This window comes from Actinomyces sp. 565, from assembly GCF_010365615.1.
Lineage (GTDB): Bacteria > Actinomycetota > Actinomycetes > Actinomycetales > Actinomycetaceae > Actinomyces.
This window is the reverse complement of sequence record NZ_PIZD01000046.1, coordinates 3,587-19,733: the sequence shown is the minus strand read 5'-3', so window position 1 is coordinate 19,733 and position 16,147 is coordinate 3,587. Positions and strand designations below refer to the sequence as shown.

General features: G+C 69.6%; 15 protein-coding genes. 8 read left to right on the top strand and 7 right to left on the bottom strand.

The window, feature by feature from the left end; genetic code table 11:
- Positions 1–106 precede the first annotated feature (106 nt).
- The gene (locus GZ997_RS07040) at positions 107–331 is read right to left on the bottom strand and encodes a hypothetical protein (protein ID WP_162679388.1); all 225 of its coding nucleotides are present in this window, start codon (positions 329–331) and stop codon (positions 107–109) included.
- Between the two features lie 216 nt (positions 332–547).
- On the opposite strand from GZ997_RS07040, the gene GZ997_RS07035 reads away from it, so the two are divergent.
- Positions 548–1,297, top strand: a complete 750-nt coding sequence (locus GZ997_RS07035; protein ID WP_161923720.1) for a sulfite exporter TauE/SafE family protein — start codon at positions 548–550, stop codon at positions 1,295–1,297.
- 515 nt (positions 1,298–1,812) lie between these two features.
- Here the strand turns inward: GZ997_RS07035 and GZ997_RS07030 are convergent.
- Positions 1,813–2,472 carry a ferritin-like fold-containing protein gene (locus tag GZ997_RS07030; RefSeq protein WP_161923719.1) on the bottom strand — a complete coding sequence of 220 codons (660 nt, stop codon included), beginning with the start codon at positions 2,470–2,472 and terminating at the stop codon, positions 1,813–1,815.
- A 454-nt stretch (positions 2,473–2,926) separates the two neighbouring features.
- On the opposite strand from GZ997_RS07030, the gene GZ997_RS07025 reads away from it, so the two are divergent.
- Complete coding sequence (locus GZ997_RS07025; protein WP_343212292.1) at positions 2,927–4,474, top strand: DEAD/DEAH box helicase; 1,548 nt, start codon at positions 2,927–2,929, stop codon at positions 4,472–4,474.
- A 124-nt stretch (positions 4,475–4,598) separates the two neighbouring features.
- On the opposite strand, the gene GZ997_RS07020 is transcribed toward GZ997_RS07025, so the two are convergent.
- Positions 4,599–5,234 carry a MarC family protein gene (locus GZ997_RS07020; protein ID WP_161923717.1) on the bottom strand — a complete coding sequence of 212 codons (636 nt, stop codon included), beginning with the start codon at positions 5,232–5,234 and terminating at the stop codon, positions 4,599–4,601.
- 83 nt (positions 5,235–5,317) lie between these two features.
- On the bottom strand, positions 5,318–6,163 hold the full coding sequence (locus tag GZ997_RS07015) for a PHP domain-containing protein (protein WP_162679386.1): 846 nt from the start codon (positions 6,161–6,163) through the stop codon (positions 5,318–5,320).
- A 174-nt stretch (positions 6,164–6,337) separates the two neighbouring features.
- On the opposite strand from GZ997_RS07015, the gene GZ997_RS07010 reads away from it, so the two are divergent.
- Positions 6,338–7,468 (top strand): Gfo/Idh/MocA family oxidoreductase, encoded by a 1,131-nt coding sequence (locus tag GZ997_RS07010; RefSeq protein WP_162679385.1) that lies wholly within the window; start codon positions 6,338–6,340, stop codon positions 7,466–7,468.
- Positions 7,469–7,594: 126 nt separating this feature from the next.
- Positions 7,595–9,166 carry an aminopeptidase P family protein gene (locus tag GZ997_RS07005; protein WP_162679384.1) on the top strand — a complete coding sequence of 524 codons (1,572 nt, stop codon included), beginning with the start codon at positions 7,595–7,597 and terminating at the stop codon, positions 9,164–9,166.
- Positions 9,167–9,224: 58 nt separating this feature from the next.
- On the opposite strand, the gene GZ997_RS07000 is transcribed toward GZ997_RS07005, so the two are convergent.
- The gene (locus tag GZ997_RS07000) at positions 9,225–10,076 is read right to left on the bottom strand and encodes a sugar phosphate isomerase/epimerase (RefSeq protein WP_237564359.1); all 852 of its coding nucleotides are present in this window, start codon (positions 10,074–10,076) and stop codon (positions 9,225–9,227) included.
- A 49-nt stretch (positions 10,077–10,125) separates the two neighbouring features.
- A complete protein-coding gene (locus tag GZ997_RS06995; protein ID WP_238994333.1) occupies positions 10,126–10,968 on the bottom strand; it encodes a general stress protein in 843 nt (280 codons plus the stop codon).
- A gap of 99 nt (positions 10,969–11,067) precedes the next feature.
- Between GZ997_RS06995 and GZ997_RS06990 the strand changes: the two genes are divergently transcribed.
- The 3 genes from GZ997_RS06990 to GZ997_RS06980 all read left to right on the top strand — a co-directional run bounded on the left by GZ997_RS06990 (position 11,068) and on the right by GZ997_RS06980 (position 14,239).
- Complete coding sequence (locus tag GZ997_RS06990) at positions 11,068–12,360, top strand: CBS domain-containing protein (RefSeq protein WP_162679383.1); 1,293 nt, start codon at positions 11,068–11,070, stop codon at positions 12,358–12,360.
- Entirely contained in the window at positions 12,353–12,931 is a 579-nt protein-coding gene (locus tag GZ997_RS06985) for a DUF1003 domain-containing protein (protein WP_161923713.1), read from the top strand. The genes GZ997_RS06990 and GZ997_RS06985 overlap by 8 nt, the downstream gene beginning before the upstream one ends.
- Positions 12,932–13,087: 156 nt before the next feature.
- Positions 13,088–14,239, top strand: coding sequence for a P-loop NTPase (locus GZ997_RS06980; RefSeq protein WP_162679382.1), 1,152 nt, complete (start codon positions 13,088–13,090; stop codon positions 14,237–14,239).
- A 169-nt stretch (positions 14,240–14,408) separates the two neighbouring features.
- On the opposite strand, the gene GZ997_RS06975 is transcribed toward GZ997_RS06980, so the two are convergent.
- Positions 14,409–15,401, bottom strand: a complete 993-nt coding sequence (locus GZ997_RS06975; protein ID WP_162679381.1) for a Sec-independent protein translocase TatB — start codon at positions 15,399–15,401, stop codon at positions 14,409–14,411.
- A 170-nt stretch (positions 15,402–15,571) separates the two neighbouring features.
- Here GZ997_RS06975 and GZ997_RS06970 point away from each other — a divergent pair.
- The coding region (locus GZ997_RS06970) for a class I SAM-dependent methyltransferase (protein ID WP_162679380.1) at positions 15,572–16,147 on the top strand (576 nt) is incomplete at its 3' end.

Genomic DNA, 16,147 nt, shown 5'->3' with positions numbered 1-16,147 from the left:
CACCACCACCCCATACAACATCGTCCGCACCATCACCTACCTCACCGACCAAGCCGAAACCACCCAAGGACACTAAAAGCAGCACCACTTGGCGCCGGCGTTCCGCTTACAACCGGTCGTGCTTCTCGCAGAAGACGTGGTCCCCCATAATCTTGAAGCCGTCGCGTTCGGCCGCACGCAATGCGTCCTGCTCGGTGTAGCTCAACGCGAGCACGCGCTCAATTGCCGTGCCATCCGGATCGTGTACGGTGTCGACCACCCGGTGCGCAACCATGCGGTCGCACCCCTCATGGTCACAGCGGATGGCAATTGCCTCACGACGAACGAACATATGGTCCCCTTTCAGCATCAGGACTGCTGATTGTTGAATCTGTCTGAGCTGCGCGAATCCGCTTCGCCAGCGGGCTCCCCGCGGAGCATTGGCGCCCCCGGCATGAGCCCCGCACGTATCATGCCTCACACTTCTGCGCCCTGCGGGTCCCACACACGCACACGCACCGCGCCCTGCCCGCGGCACCCCTGCACGTTACAGCTACCATTTACCGCGATGTCGCCCGTGATCGCCTACGCCCTACTATTCCTCGCCGGCGTGGCCGCCGGCATCGTCGGCTACTTGGTGGGGATGGCCTCGCTCGTGTCCTACCCGGCGATGCTGGCTCTGGGGGTGCCGCCGGTGGTGGCCAACGCCTCCAATACGGTCAGTCTCATCCCCGCAGGGATCGGTTCGCTCATCACTTCCTGGGATCGGCTGAGACAGATCCGCTACTACCCGCTGCTCCCGCAGGCGCTCATCGCCGTCGTCGGCGGTCTCGCGGGCGGGGCGCTGCTGCTCGTGGCCCCGCCTGGCGTATTCGAGGCCGTCGTGCCCTGGCTGGTGCTGCTCGCCACCGCCTTGGTAGCCCTCAGCCCCCGACTGCGGCAGGGCGCGACCGAATATCGTCTGCCGGCGCCCGCCTTCCTCGCCCTACTGGCGGCAATCACTGTGTACAGTGGCTACTTCGGCGCCGGTGCGGGGGTTCTGTTCTTCGCCTTGTGCACCCTGGGCACGCCCATGAACACACACGCCGCCGTCGTCATGAAGACCCCCATGCTGACGCTGTCGAACTTCTCGGCGGCGGTGCTGTTCATCGTGCACGGCGAAGTCAACTGGGGCGCGGCACTCGCCGTCGGCGCCGGCTCCTTCGCCGGAGGCTACGCGGCGCCCCTGATTCAGCGTCTCATTCCAGAGCGGGTGATTCACGCCGCCGTCGTGGTGGGCGGGCTGGTGCTGACCGTCTGGCTGCTGCTCGGGTTCTGACCCCAGCCCGACGGCGCCGCACCCCGGCGTCCACGCCGGATCCCGACGTCGCCGCTCGCCTGTACTGGCGCTTCGCGTTTGGGGGTTTGGTGGCGGGCGGATCGGCAGCGGTTCGGCGAGTGGTGGATGGCGTGCGTGTCCCGGCGGCGCGGCGGGTGGGGAGTGTGGTGTGGCGATCGCGCTCGAGGGCCGTTCTCGGGCGGATGAGGTCGTTTTCGGGCGTGTGAGGTCGTAGTCGACCACCCGCCGCCGACCGAATACGACCTCATTCGCCCCACACCCTCCACATCGTGGAGGGTTTCGGGCTCACGAGGACGTTTTCGCCGCGCTGGGGACGTTTTCGGGCGTGTGAGGTCGTTTTCGCCGCGCGGGGGTCGTTCTCGGTCTGGCGCGGACGACCTCCTACACCCGAACACAACCGCCTGATGGGCCGGTTCTCGTCAAACAGGGCCCCGAGCACAACCAACACCAACAGCCCCAGCTCAAACCCTCACACCCACAGACACGAAGAGCCCCTATACCCGCAGTCCCAGTCCACGCATGCGGCTGGTCGCACCCTGGGAGAGGGCCTCATGCAGCACCTCCGCATCAGCCCCAGACACCGCCAGGTCCGGAGCTGAGGCCAGCAGTCGTTTCATGGTGCCAATCTCTTCCCCGACCACGCGCCTTCCCCACAATCCCAGACGAGCCGCCAACTGGGTGTCCGCGCCGATCACCGGCACCAGTTGAGCAGGGGCGAAGTCGGCAAGCCGGTCGGCGCCGATCTCTTCCATCAGCACATCGCGCAACGGCGCATCCAGCGTCCGCACGAGCGCAACCACGAAGTCCCGCATCAGGCCAAAGGTCAGGTAGGTCTTGGTCAGTCGCTCGTACCAGTCCAAGGGGCGCAGGCGTTCGTCAAAGTCTCCCAGCACGCCGGTGAAGGGCGCCGCCGCCGCCAGCAGATCAATGCCCGCGCCGGACACCGCCTCCCACATGCGATCGAAGGAAGCTACTGCCTCCGCACTCATGCGCAGCAATTCAACGCGCGAGGCCATGTCAGGAGCCTTGTCAGCATCTTTGGCGTAGCGGGTGCAGGCGATCGTCCGTGTGAAGGCGGCCAGGCCTACCACGGCCCGAGTGTGCCTTGCTGGCGATGCGGCCTCGTCCAGGCCGGCGGGGGCAGCTGAGCTCATAGTGCCAGGGTAGGCCCTGGTGCTGCACCGCCCGGCCGTTTCGCGAGACTTCGTACTCGCGGATGCGATACCCGGGCAATGCTCCTGGGTGAGCCGGAAGACAGCGTCACCGCCCACGCAACCTGGGCCAATCATCTACGCTTGGGGCAGGTTGCCCGGTCGCCATGCGTGTAGTCATGCCTCCCAGCCCCGCCTGCCCTTGACGGCAACGTGCAGGGCCTCATTCGCGATCGGCTACCACATATGACCGTAGGCGCGAGTTCGCCTTAAACGGGCATGCCGCCCGCGCCGCCTGAGCCGGGGCACCGCGCCCTGATACATCGAAAGCACAAAGCACACCGTGACCGAGCACACCGAGACAACTGAATCTACGCCTGAATCTACGTCCGTTCCCGCCGCACAGCCCTCCGCACCCGAGTCCCGGACCGCCACGACTGCCGAACCCGCCTCCGGGATCATCTCCACCGCGCAGGCCCACGCCCCGGTCCTGGATGACGCCAAGCCGGACATCACCGACGCCACCGCCGAGGCTGACCTGACCGCCCGCACTTTTGCCGACTTCGGCGTCGAGGAGGAGATCTGCCAGGCGCTGGCTGACAGGGGAATCACACACCCCTTCCCAATTCAGGCGCTGACTCTGCCGATTGCGCTGCGCAGCCAGGACATCATCGGTCAGGCCAAGACCGGCACCGGCAAGACCCTGGGATTCGGCATCCCCCTGCTCATGGACACCCTTGGGCCCGGCGAGGAGGGCTGGGATGAGGATCCCGCCTCCGGCTCCCCGCAGGCGCTGGTGGTCCTGCCCACACGCGAGCTCGCCAAGCAGGTCGCCGAGGAGCTGGCCGGCGCCGCCGCCAAGCGCACCGTTCGTATCGTCCAGGTGTACGGCGGGCGCGCATACGAGCCGCAGATCGAGGCGATCGAGCGCGGCGCAGAGATCGTCGTCGGCACGCCCGGCCGCATCATCGACCTGATGGATCGTCGGGTCCTGGACCTGACCCACGTGACCACCGTGGTGCTGGATGAGGCGGACGAGATGCTGGACCTGGGCTTCCTCCCGGACGTGGAGAAGATCCTGTCCCGCACCCGCTCGGACCGCCACACCATGTTGTTCAGCGCCACTATGCCGGGCGCCGTGGTGGCCCTGGCCCGCCGCTACATGACCAAGCCGACTCACATTCGCGCCCAGGACCCGGGCGACGACTCCATGACGGTCAAGACCGTCCAGCAGGTCGTCTACCGCACCCATGCGCTGAACAAGGTCGAGGTGCTCTCCCGCATCCTCCAGGCCGAGGGCCGCGGCCGCACCATCATCTTCGCCCGGACCAAGCGCACGGCCGCACGGGTGGCCGAGGACCTGGCGGCGCGCGGCTTCGCCACCGCCGCCTTGCACGGCGACCTGGGCCAGGGCGCCCGCGAGCAGGCCCTGCGTGCCTTCCGCAAGGGGAAGGTGGACGTGCTGGTGGCCACCGACGTGGCCGCCCGCGGCATCGACGTCGACGACGTCACCCACGTCATCAACTACCAGTGCCCGGAAGACGAGAAGATCTACGTCCACCGGATCGGCCGCACCGGCCGGGCCGGCGGCTCCGGCACCGCGATCACCTTCGTGGACTGGGACGACGTCTCCCGCTGGCGGATGATCTCCAGTGCCCTGGGCCTGCCGATCGACGAGCCGGTGGAGACGTACCACACCTCCGACCATCTTTATACGGACCTGAACATCCCCCGCGACGTCACCGGCAAGCTCCCCCGCAGCAAGCGGGTACTGGAGGGGCTGGAGGCCGAGCAGATTGAGGACCTCGGCGAGACCGGCCGGCGTGGCCGTTCCCGCGGCGAGCGCAACACGGGCCGGGGGCGGGCGCGAGGCCGCCGCACCGGCTCGGGACGGGCATCCGCCGCCCGGGCAGGTGGCTCGGGGAGGTCCGCAGACACCAAGGCAGACAAGCCGCGCCGCAAGCGCAATCGTCGGCGCACCCATGGCGGGCGAGCCGACTCCTGAGCATCTCCCCCTCGGGGGACCGGCACGAATGACGCACCGGGTCCGGTAGCTGTGACACTGCTTGCGCGGACCCGTCGCTCCCTGCGCTCCCGCGCGGACACGCGGTTACCGGCGCCGGACGCACTCAGGCGCCGGTAACCGCACCGATATAGGCGATAACGCCGTCCGCCATCATCTGCACCGCAATGGCAGCCAGCAGCAACCCGAAAATGCGGGTGAGCACCTGAATCGCCGACTCTCCCAGCAGCCGGTGCAGAACCACGGAGAACCGCAGCGCCGCCCAGATGACCAGGTGCGTCACCACGATCGCTGCAGTCACACTCACCCAGCCGAGCACTGGTCCGGACGCCGACTCCACCGACACCATCGTGGCGACGATCGCACCCGGCCCAGCCAGCAGAGGCGTACCCAGGGGCACGAGGGCGGCGTTGGTGGCCACCGAATCCGGGTCGGGGTGCTCATCAGCCTTGTCAGTAAGCAACTCGAGCGCCACCAGTAGCAGCAGCAGGCCCCCGGAAATCTGCAACGCGGGCACAGTGATACCCAGGAAACGCAGAATATAACGGCCGAATATCGCGAAGGCGAGGATGACCGCGAAGGACACCAGGGTGGCCTGGCGGGCCGAACGAGTGCGCTCCGCGTCGGTCTGCCGACTGGTCAGCGACAGGAAGATGGGGATGGCGCCGAGCGGGTCCTGGATCACCAGGATCGTGGTGAAGGCAGTGGCGAAGAGCGTGAGGTCGAAGACGTTGGCGAGCATGGGCGGAGCGGGCTGGGCGGATAACGATCGAAGCGGCCGGGGCGGTGCGATTAGTTGGCTGGGTGCAGGGGGCTGGCCCGCGCTCAGGGCGCGATCAGCGCAAGCGCGCCCTCGCTGACAATCTGCTCCAGCAGCGCCGGAGGCATGAGGTTCTCCCCCAGCCGGTTCGGCTTGCCGGCACCGTGATAGTCCGAGGCGCCTGACATTCCCAGCCCAAGTGCCTGTGCCAGTGCGCGGGCCTGGTCGCGCTGGGCCGGGCCGTGATCGCGGTGATCCACCTCGATGGCAGCCAGGCCGGCCTGAGCCATGCGCGCGAAAGTCTCGTCCGGCACCAGACCCCGCTGCCGGTTAGCGGCCCGCGGATGGGCGGCCACCGGTACTCCCCCGGCGGCACGTACCAGTCGGCAGGCATCAACCGGGTCCAGGACCCAGTAGGGGACGTAGTAGGGGCTGGACGTGGCCAGCGGTCCGGCAAAGGCTGCCGCACGGTCGGGGAATGCCCCAGCGGCCACGAGCGCGTCGGCGATATGCGGACGGCCAATGGTAGTGGCGTCGGCTGCCTGGGCGAGCACGCCCTCCCAGGTGATGGGGTAGTCGGCCGCCAGGCGCTGGACCATGAGGCGCGTGCGGTTAGAACGCGAGTGGCGCGCGTGAGCCAGCGCGTCGGCAAGCGGTGCGTAGTCCGGGTCGAACAAGTAGGCCAGCAGGTGCAGCGCGATGCCGTTGGCCGAGCAGGAGATCTCGGCACCACGCAACAGCGTCACCCCCGTCTCCGGCACCGCGGCGGCCGCCTCCTCCCAGCCGGCGGTCGTGTCATGGTCTGTCAGGCCGACGACGTCCAGCCCGGCGCGGGCGGCTTGCGCCATGAGTGCGGCGGGAGACTCCGTGCCGTCGGAGTAGGCGGAATGAGTATGGGGGTCAATACGCACCAGCCAAGTGTACGGAGACCTGCTCGCCCCCTCCGCGCCGTCACCCGATGCCCCGGGGCCGTCCCAGCCGACCAGCCAGACCCCGCCCGCGCCCTTTCACAGTCCCGCGCCGGGCCCGCCAAGCACGCACCCAAGACCCGCACTGTGACCCCAGTTACTTGCTAGCCTGACCGCATGACCGCCTGCACATCGTCTCCGCCACCCACGCCGATCCGCTTCGGCATCATCGGCGCCGGCTTCATCGCCCGCTGGTTCATGGAGGCCGTCAGTGCCGTGCCCGATGCCCAAGCGATCGCTGTGACCTCAGCGCACCCGGAGCGGGCGGCAGCCTTCGCCGCCGAGCACGGCATTCCCCATGCCTTCAGGTCCCTGGAGGACATGCTCGCCGCTACGGACGCCGACGGCGGACCGCTGGTCGACGTCGTCTACGTCGGCTCGCCCAACCTCCTGCATCCCGAGCACACGCTCGCGGCCCTCCAGTCCGGCCGTCACGTGCTGGTGGAGAAACCCTTTGCGCCCACGCCCCAGCAGGCGCAGGCAATGGTGCAGGCCGCTCGCCAGGCCGATCGGCTACTCATGGAGGGGTGGCTGCCCGCCTTCGAACCCGGCATGGCAACAGTGCGGGAGGCACTGCCCCGGCTGGGCCCGGTAAGGCGGGCCCTACTGGTCAAGGAGCAGTACTCCTCCCGCATGGATGCCTACCGTTCCGGCTCCCTGCCGCCTGCCTTCGACCCGGCTATGGCCGGCGGCTCGCTCATGGACCTGGGCGTCTACCCGATCAGCTTGGCGATCCACCTGTTTGGGGCGCCCACGCGGGTGACTGCTACCGGGGTGCTGTTGGACTCGGGTGCGGATGCTCTGGGCACGGTTGTGCTCAGCTACTCCGGAGCCGAGTCCGCTGCCGATACTCCCCGCCAAGATCAGCCCCGCGACTTTGAGGTGGTGTGCCTGCACTCCAAGACCTCCCCGGCGGGCACCGGATCCGCGATCTCCGGTGACCACGCGGTACTGGCCCTGGATGACTGCCAATGGCCGCAGCAAATCAGCCTCCGCGGACTCGCAGCCGGAATCGGCAGCACGGCCGGCGCAGACCGGCTCAAGGCGAATGCCGACGCCGCCCAGGACCTGTCGGTTCGACGCAGCGGGCCGGTTCTCGCCTACGAGCTGGAGGCCTTCTGCCGCCTGGTGCGCTCCGGGGCGCGAGAATCGGAACTGCACCCACTGGCCAACTCTGTTGCCGCCGTCGAGGTGCTCTACGAGGCCCGCCGGCAGGTGGGGGTGCGTTTCCCGGGCGACCCCGACTGACGCCGCCCGGCTGCCTCAGCCTTCCCGTCACTGCCCCGCCCCGTTACCGCAGTCGCCGCGCGCGGCCAAGCGGACGCGGTGCCGACGGGTGCGCCCCAGCGGCACCGCGCGTGCCACTATGGGCCCATGACCGATCCCGTTTCCGACTCCCCCGCCGCTCCCGCAGCGGACGCTGAGGCACCCCAGACGCTCGCGGAGCGCGGCAACAACCGCTCCCACCGGCCCACCAACCAGGCCTTCCGTGACTTCATCGGCTCCGACTGGGCCCCGCGGCCCGAGGCGCTACCTGCTCGCTCCGACACCGCCCCCTGGGCCGCCGCCCGGCGGGAGGCCCTGGGCGCGCAGTTCCCCGGCGACCGGCTGGTCCTCCCCGCAGGCGCGCTGGTTACCCGCAACAACGACTGCGACTACCGCTTCCGCCCGCACTCGGCCTTCGCCCACCTGGCCGGCACCGGCACCGACTTCGAGCCCGACGCCGTGCTCGTCCTGGAGCCGCTGGCACCCGGTTGCGGGGGCGCCCCCACCCACGAGGCGGTGCTGTACTTCCGCCCCCGCGCCTCCCGCTCCTCCGAGGAGTTCTACGCCGACCCCCGCTACGGGGAGCTGTGGGTGGGTCAGCGTCCCTCCCTTGAGGAGGTCGAGGCAGCCACCGGGATCCGCTGCGCCCACCTAGACTCCCTGCCCGACGCGCTCGCCAAGGACGCCGGCCCCGACGGCGTGCAGCTGCGCGTGGTGGCGCAGGCCGACCAGGCGGTCACCGCACTGGTGGACCAGGTGCGCACCGCGGCCGGGCTCGCCGCCGGCCAGCGGGCACAGCAGGTCGACGACGCCCTCGCGGAGGCCACCAGCGAGCTGCGCCTGACCAAGGATCCGTGGGAGGTCGAGCAGCTGCAGCGGGCCGTGGACGCCACTCGCGCCGGCTTCGACGACCTGATCCGCTCCATTCCGCGTGCCACCGGGCACTGGCGCGGCGAGCGCGTCCTGGAGGGGGCCTTCGGCGCCAAGGCCCGCGAGGAGGGCAACGGGCTCGGCTACGAGACCATCGCCGCCGCCGGCAACCACGCCAACACGCTGCACTGGATCAACAACGACGGCGCCGTGCGCCCCGGCGAACTGGTGCTGGTGGACGCCGGCGTGGAGGTCGACTCCCTCTACACCGCCGACGTCACCCGCACCATCCCGGTGGACGGCCGCTTCACAGAACCGCAGCGCCGCGTCTACCAGGCGGTCCTGGACGCCGCCGACGCCGCCTTCGCCCGCGCGGGCACCCCCGGCTGCCGCTTCCGGGACCTGCACGCCGCTGCCATGGAGGTGATCGCCGCCCGCCTGGAGGAGTGGGGCATGCTGCCCGACGGCGTCACCGCCGCCGACTCCCTGGGGCCGGACGGACAGTTCCACCGCCGCTGGATGGTGCACGGCACCAGCCACCACCTGGGGCTGGACGTGCACGACTGTGCCCAGGCGCGCCGGGAGATGAGCATGGACGCGGTGCTGCGTCCGGGCATGGTCTTCACTATTGAGCCGGGCCTGTACTTCCGTGCCGACGACCTGCTGGTTCCGGAGGAGCTGCGCGGCATCGGCGTGCGCATCGAGGATGACGTCGTCGTCGACCCCGACGGGGGCGTGAGGCGCCTGACCCAGGCGATTCCCCGTACCATCGATGAGGTGGAGGCCTGGGTCCGCGGGCTGACTGCCTGACCTCCTTCAGCCCTAGCGCCGCCCGGTACCGCCCGCCCTGGGCGTCCACGCGCAGCGCTCAGGCACGGTTGTCACGGTAGCGGCGCCGCGTGGGAGCGGGCACGTGCACTGCGGTGGTGTCGCCTTCCCCATCCAGGTGCTCGCGGGCGAAGGCGAGTGCGCTGGCCAGCCCCTCGCGGCGCTGCGCGGCACTCATGGTACGGGTGTTGACCTCTACCACCACCTGCCCGCCGGCGGAGCCGAAACCGGTGTCAACCAGGTGGCGCAGAACCCCCGCGCAGTCCTGGTCGCCCTGCCCCGGCAGGAGGTGATCGTCCCGGAATCCGGGCACGCCATCGGTCAGGTGCACGTGCCGCAGCGTCGGCCCCAGCGCGCGGGCCATGGCCAGGGCGTCTGAGCCGGAGGTCGCCGCATGGGAGATGTCCAGCGTCACCGAGCGGTAGCCCTGGCCGACCGGATCCCAAGTCGGGAAGTAGGCCTGGAAGTCTCGGGTCGAGTGGGCATCGCGTGGCCTCCAGGTGAACATGTTCTCCACGCACAGGTGTACGCCGCCCGCCGCCTCACGCTCCGCCACGCCGGCTACGAAGGTGCGGGCGTAGCGGGTCTGCCAGAAGAACGGCGGGTGCAGGACCACCGTGGGGGCGCCGAGCGACTCGGCCAATTCGATCGAGCGGTCGATCTTCCCCCAGGGGTCGGCGCCGAACACCGCCCGAGTCAGTAGCAGCGTGGGCGCGTGCACCGCCAGCACCGGCACAGCGTACTGTTCGGCAAGGGCCGTCAGTGCATTCGCGTCCTGGGTCGCCTTCTCGCCCCAGACCATCACCTCGACGCCGTCGTAACCCAGCTGCGCCGCCAGGGCAAAGGTGTCCCGCACGTCGCCCGGGTAGACCGAGGATGTGGACAGGCCCACCCGAATCGGAGGCTGCGGGCGCGCACTCGGTCCCAAGGCGGCGGATGCGCTATCGGTTCCCGGGCAGACGGCGATAGGGGTCATCATCGTCTTCATTGTGACGCGTGGCGGGACCGCCTGTCTGCGATTCGGGTCCCTGAGCCGTCGTCGGCGTCCGGTCCGCATCAGGCCCGCGGGACGCGGGACTCGACTCCGGACTCGACTCCGGGGGCGCGGCGGGGCGCGACTGATCCTGCGAGTATGCCTGCGGATCCGCGCCCTCGGGCAGGCGTACACCGAAGCGGGGCTGCTCATCTGGGCGGGAGCCGAAGGTAGTCGGCCCCTGGCCGCGGGCCTGCTGCCGGGCGGCGCGCCGCTCCTCGGCCCGCCGGGCCGCCTCACCGCCACGGGTGAGGTTGCCGGGGATATCCGCCAGAGCCCTAGCGGCCTCTGCCGCCAGCTGCGAGGCAATGATCGAGTAGCGGGAGGCCACCACCTGGCTGATGGAGGTGAAGTCTCGCTTACCGCGGGTCACCGCGTAGGAGACGACCTGGAAGATCATCCCCCAGATCACGCCCATGATGACCGCCGCGATCAGCACCGTGCCAGTGCCCTCGCTGGGGCCGAGCAGCAGCATCATGGCGCCGAAGAACATACCGATCCACAGCCCCGACATCGCACCGTTGGCCACCGCGCGCCCCCAGCTCATGCGCCCCGTGATGCGTTCAACCTGACGCAGGTCCGTGCCGATGATCGCCAAGTGCTGCACCGGGAAGCCGGCGTCGGACAGTGAGTCGACCGCATGCTGTGCCTCCGCGTAGGTCGCGAAGGAGGCGACCTCGTCGCCGCGCGGGATACTTCCCCGCGCCATGCCGAAGGATGCGGCCTGCGTGGGGAACTCAGTCTGGCTCATGGGCTCATCGTCCCACGCCCGTCAGCTTCACGGGCGACTTCATCGTCAGGCGAAACCATGCGACGGCGCTGCCCGCGCCGCGCCGATAGGCTGGCTGCCGTGGAGAACAACAAGACGCGCACCACCCTCAGAGTCTTCGTCGCCCGGCTCGTGGGCACAACCGTCTTTGATCCCATCGGCGACGCCGTCGGCAAGGTCCACGACGTAGTAGTGCTCATCCGGCTGCGCGGGCAGCCGCGCGCCGTCGGCCTAGTAATCGAGGTGGCGGGGCGGCGCCGCGTATTCCTGCCACTGTCACGGGTGACCGCGATTGAGCCTGGCGCCGTGATCACCACCGGCCTGGTGAATATCCGCCGCTTCGAGCAGCGGCGGGTGGAGACCCTCGTCGTCGGCGAGCTGCTGGACCGGGTCGTCACGATGCGGGACGGCTCGGGCCAGGTCACCATCCGTGACGTCGCCATCGAGCGGGACCGGGGCATGGACTGGAAGGTGACTCGCCTATTCGTCCAGCGCGGCTCCTCCGGCCCGCTGGGGCTGCGGCGGGGCGAGACCTTCACCGTGCGCCCCGACGAGGTCACCGGCCTGGCCGGCTCCGCCGATCAGCAGGGGGCGACCGCGCTACTGGCCACCATGGAGGGGCTCAAGCCCGCGGACCTGGCCGACGTGCTGTCCGACTTACCGTTGACCCGGCAGCTGGAGGTCGCCGCTGAGCTGTCCGACGAACGCCTGGCGGACGCCACCGAGGAGTTGTCCGATGACGAGGCCGTCGCCCTCCTCTCCGGGCTCGACGCCGCCCGCGCCGCCGACGTCCTGGACGCGATGCAGCCCGACGACGCCGCCGACCTGGTCTCGGCCCTACCCGCCCCCATGGCCAACCGGCTGCTAGACCTGATGGAGCCGGAGGAGGCCGAGGATGTGCGCCGCCTGATGACCTACGACGAGTACACGGCCGGCGGCCTGATGACCACCGAGCCGATCATCCTGCCGCCTGAGGCCACCGTCGCCACCTTCCTGGCGCAGGCGCGTAAGGCGGAGGTGCCTCCGGCGCTGGCCGCCATCGCCTTCGTGTGCCGCCCTCCGCTGGAGTCTCCCACCGGCCGGTTCCTGGGCATGGTGCACCTGCAGCGCGCCCTGCGGGAGCGTCCCCAGCAGCTGCTGGGCTCCATCCTTGACAGGGACCTTGATGACGTTCACGCCACAGACTCGATCGGAACCGTCACCCGCCTGCTGGCCACATACAATCTCACGGCCGTGCCCGTGCTCGACGACGCCGGGCGCCTGCTCGGCGCCGTATCCGTCGACGACGTCCTGGACCACCTGATGCCCGATGACTGGCGTGAGGCGGACGACGCCGTCACCGACGAGATGATTGAGAGGAGTGCCAATGGCTGACCAGCTCGACCAGCCGATCACCCGCCGCCGTTCACGACTGCTGCGGTGGCTCGGCCCCCGACGTCCGGCACGCTCAGATGGGTTCGGCCGCTTCGCCGAGGCCACCGCCCGCTTCATGGGCTCGCCCAAGTTCGTGGCGTATATGACGATCTTCGTGGTCGCCTGGATCGCGGCGAATGTCTTGCTCGCGAAGATCAGCGAGGACGCTCCCTGGGACCCCTACCCCTTCATCCTGCTCAACCTGGCGTTCTCCACCCAGGCCTCCTACTCCGCACCGCTGATTCTGCTGGCGCAGAACCGGCAGGACGACCGCGACCGCGTTATCGCCGAGCAGGATCGGCAGCGTGCCGAGCGCAACCTTGAGGACACCGAGTACCTAACGCGTGAGATCGCCTCCCTGCGCCTGGCGATGAACGACGTCGCCACCCGCGACTTCGTGCGCTCCGAGCTGCGCAGCGTATTGGAGGAGCTGCTGCAGGAGGAGCGCCGGACGCGCGAGGAGCTCCACGAGGACCTGGTTGACGACGGCGGCGTAGGTCCCCGGAGCGGCACGGACGCTGCGGGGAGCTGACCGGCCGGCCCGCGGCCTCACGCTCCTCATCCGCCGCCTTCGCCGTCGGCCAGTGGGGCGGCCCGCATTCCCGCCGGCTACATTCCCGCCGTCGACGTGCTCCTCACCACGATAACGGCCTACGGCGTACCTCCCAACGGGCCATAGGATTGTGGCATGAGCCTCCCCACCGAAGACGCAGTCCGCGAGGCGCTCGCGCGGGTGATCGACCCCGAGCTGCGCCGCCCGATCACCGACCTGGGCATGGTCGATTCCGTTGAGATCTCTGCCGACGGCGTGGTTACCGTAGGCGTACTGCTGACGGTGGCCGGCTGCCCGCTACGCGACACCATCACCGCTGACACCAGCAAGGAGGTCGGCGCCCTGGAGGGTGTCACCGATGTGCGCGTCAACCTGGGGGTCATGACCGACGAGCAGCGCGCCGAGCTGCGCACTCGCCTGCGCGGTGGGGCCGCCGAACCGGTCATTCCTTTCACCCAGCCCGGCAACCTCACCCGTGTCTACGCGGTCACCTCCGGCAAGGGCGGGGTGGGTAAGTCCTCCGTAACCGCGAACCTGGCCGCAGCTATGGCGGCCCAGGGCTTGAGCGTCGGGGTCGTCGACGCCGATATCTACGGCTTCTCCATCCCCCGCATGCTGGGGGTGGATCAAGTGCCCACCCAGTTGGACGGCATGATCGTGCCGCCTCTGGCGCACGAGGTGAAGGTCATTTCCATCGGCATGTTCTTGGAGGACAAGCAGCCGGTCGTCTGGCGCGGGCCCATGCTGCACCGCGCAGTGCAGCAGTTCCTCTCCGACGTGTTCTGGGGCGACCTGGACGTGCTGCTGCTAGACCTGCCGCCGGGAACCGGCGACGTGACCATCTCCGTGGCGCAGCTGCTACCGGAGGCCGAGATCCTGGTGGTCACCACGCCGCAAACCGCCGCGGCCGAGGTGGCCGAACGCACCGGCCTGATTGCGTCCCAGACTCACCAGAAGGTCGTCGGCGTCATCGAGAACATGTCCTATCTGCCGCAGCCAGACGGCTCTCACCTGGAGATCTTCGGCTCCGGCGGAGGCCAGGCCGTCTCACAGTCGCTGACATCCACACTCGGCTACGACGTGCCGCTGCTGGCGCAGCTACCGCTGGACATCCGCCTGCGCGAGGGCTCCGACGTCGGCGTGCCGGCGGCCATCGCCCGCGGCGGCGCACCCGCCGCGGACTCCCCCGCTGCCGTGAAGCTGGCGGCAGTCGCCCGGAAGCTCGGGCATCGTGCGCGTGGGCTGTCCGGGATGTCACTCGGAATCAGCCCGGTCGCCGCCCGCTGACCCAGGCGCGCGGTTGCCCGTGCGCCCCTTCGGCGCGGGCAACCGCGGATAGCGCGCAGGTCCACTCCGGACCCGTGTCGATTACCGTATCGACCGAACTCGGCACGTAACGCCTACCGACCTCGGCAGTGGAGGACCGTCGGCAGGGCGAGCGGGGAGGCGGACGGGGTCAGAGCAGGGCCGCAGCGGCCTCGGCGCGAGTACGGGCCGCTTCGTTTGCGGCGCGCACAATGTCGCGCGGCGAGACCGGGCGCAGAGTCTGCGCGTCTCCGTCCCGTGCCGCTTCCGCCTCCAGACTGGAGGGGACACGGGCCGCGACCGCATCAGCAGCCACTTGCGGTTCTGCAGCCGCGTCCTGATCCGCAGCCGGCTCGTCGGCGGTGGGTGGCTGCACCTCGGGGATCTCGGCCGTGACCGTGTCACCGGCATCCACGGCGGGCTGAGCCGCAGCACGTGCGGCAGCGGCATCCTCCCCGCTCACGGCATCCCCGCAGGTGGACTCGCCTGTATCCGCGGCGCGCTCCGTGGTTGCATCCCCGCTGGCGTCGGACTCCGCACCTGCGGCAGCAACCGAGTCGACCTGAGGCAGCTCGGCTGTCACCGCTGCCGCCTCGGCAGCTGCCTGCTGCGGGTCCTTGACGCCGTTCTCGGACGCATCCGCGCCAGCCCCGTCCCGTGCCTGGCTCGGCGGCGGCCCAGGCTCCACTGAGGGGTCCGCCGCGGTGGGCTTCGCCGCAGCCCGAGCGGCGCGCGTCTCGTCGGCCTTGTCCTCAATCATCCGCGACAACGACTTGGAGCTCTTCTGGCCCTTGCCACTGACCGCTGCCGCGGCCTCGTCGCTGGCCTCCTTGGCGGTCTCCATCACCGACTGGAAGGGGTTGGTCAGGTCCCGGCGAATGGCCTCGAGGTCCTCCCCCAGCGCGTCGCGCACGATCTTGCGGGGGTCGTAGTTGCGCGGGTCCAGGTCGGACAGGTCCAGCTCGCTCAGCTCGGGGCCGACCTCCTCGGCGATCTGGGTCTTGGCGTTGTCGAGGAAGACACGCAGCCGCCGCACGCCCTGCGTCAGCTTGCGGGTGTATTCGGGCAGGCGCTGCGGACCCACCACAATGACTAGTACCAGCAGGAGGACGAAGAACTCCGCACCCGAGATGCCCGGAAACATGACGCCAGTATAAGGACCAGCATAAGGAGCGGTATGGGCAACTATGCGGGCGGGTGGACACGAAAACCGAGCTGGACCTGAAACAATGGGCCTGACTCCGTACCGGCGATCCGGCATCATCGGAGTTCAAGCGACGGATAGGCGGCCCGGTGCCGCAGGAGGAGCATACGGTGGCTGCTGACAAGACGCTGAGCTGGTCCTACACGGAAGAGTTCCCGCTAGAGGGGGAACCGGCCGCTCAGGCCCGCCTGCGCGGCATCGAGCTGGGAACCGACCCGGTCTCCGCGGCCACGGGCGCCGCCCTGCGCATGCTGGCCGCTGTCAGCGGCGCCAAGTCCGTCGCCGAGGTGGGCACGGGCACGGGCGTCTCCGGCCTGTGGCTGCTGGCAGGCATGGGCGCCGACGGCGTGCTGACCACCATCGACGTCGAGCCCGAGTTCCAGCGTGAGGCCCGCCGAGCCTTTGACGACGCCGGATACCCCAGTGCCCGCACCCGTGTCATTCAGGGGCGCGCCTCGGACGTCATGCCGCGTATGGCTGCTCACTCCTACGACATGGTGGTGCTCGATGTCGACCCTGAAGAGGCTGCTCAACTCACGCCGCAGGCCATCCGCATGCTGCGGTCGGGCGGCGTCCTGGTAGTGACACACGCCCTGTGGAATGACCACGTTGCAGACCCGGCGCGCCGGGACGCCACCACGGTTGCGGCGCGTGAACTGGGCAAGTCCCTGCGGGACGAGGCGAAT

What these genes read in the sequence shown, in the direction of transcription:
- GZ997_RS07040 (WP_162679388.1), bottom strand. Translation starts at nt 331, where the DNA reads ATGTTCGTTCGTCGTGAGGCAATTGCCATCCGCTGTGACCATGAGGGG.
- GZ997_RS07035 (WP_161923720.1), top strand. Translation starts at nt 548, where the DNA reads ATGTCGCCCGTGATCGCCTACGCCCTACTATTCCTCGCCGGCGTGGCC.
- GZ997_RS07030 (WP_161923719.1), bottom strand. Translation starts at nt 2,472, where the DNA reads ATGAGCTCAGCTGCCCCCGCCGGCCTGGACGAGGCCGCATCGCCAGCA.
- GZ997_RS07020 (WP_161923717.1), bottom strand. Translation starts at nt 5,234, where the DNA reads ATGCTCGCCAACGTCTTCGACCTCACGCTCTTCGCCACTGCCTTCACC.
- GZ997_RS07010 (WP_162679385.1), top strand. Translation starts at nt 6,338, where the DNA reads ATGACCGCCTGCACATCGTCTCCGCCACCCACGCCGATCCGCTTCGGC.
- GZ997_RS07005 (WP_162679384.1), top strand. Translation starts at nt 7,595, where the DNA reads ATGACCGATCCCGTTTCCGACTCCCCCGCCGCTCCCGCAGCGGACGCT.
- GZ997_RS06995 (WP_238994333.1), bottom strand. Translation starts at nt 10,968, where the DNA reads ATGAGCCAGACTGAGTTCCCCACGCAGGCCGCATCCTTCGGCATGGCG.
- GZ997_RS06985 (WP_161923713.1), top strand. Translation starts at nt 12,353, where the DNA reads ATGGCTGACCAGCTCGACCAGCCGATCACCCGCCGCCGTTCACGACTG.
- GZ997_RS06980 (WP_162679382.1), top strand. Translation starts at nt 13,088, where the DNA reads ATGAGCCTCCCCACCGAAGACGCAGTCCGCGAGGCGCTCGCGCGGGTG.
- GZ997_RS06975 (WP_162679381.1), bottom strand. Translation starts at nt 15,401, where the DNA reads ATGTTTCCGGGCATCTCGGGTGCGGAGTTCTTCGTCCTCCTGCTGGTA.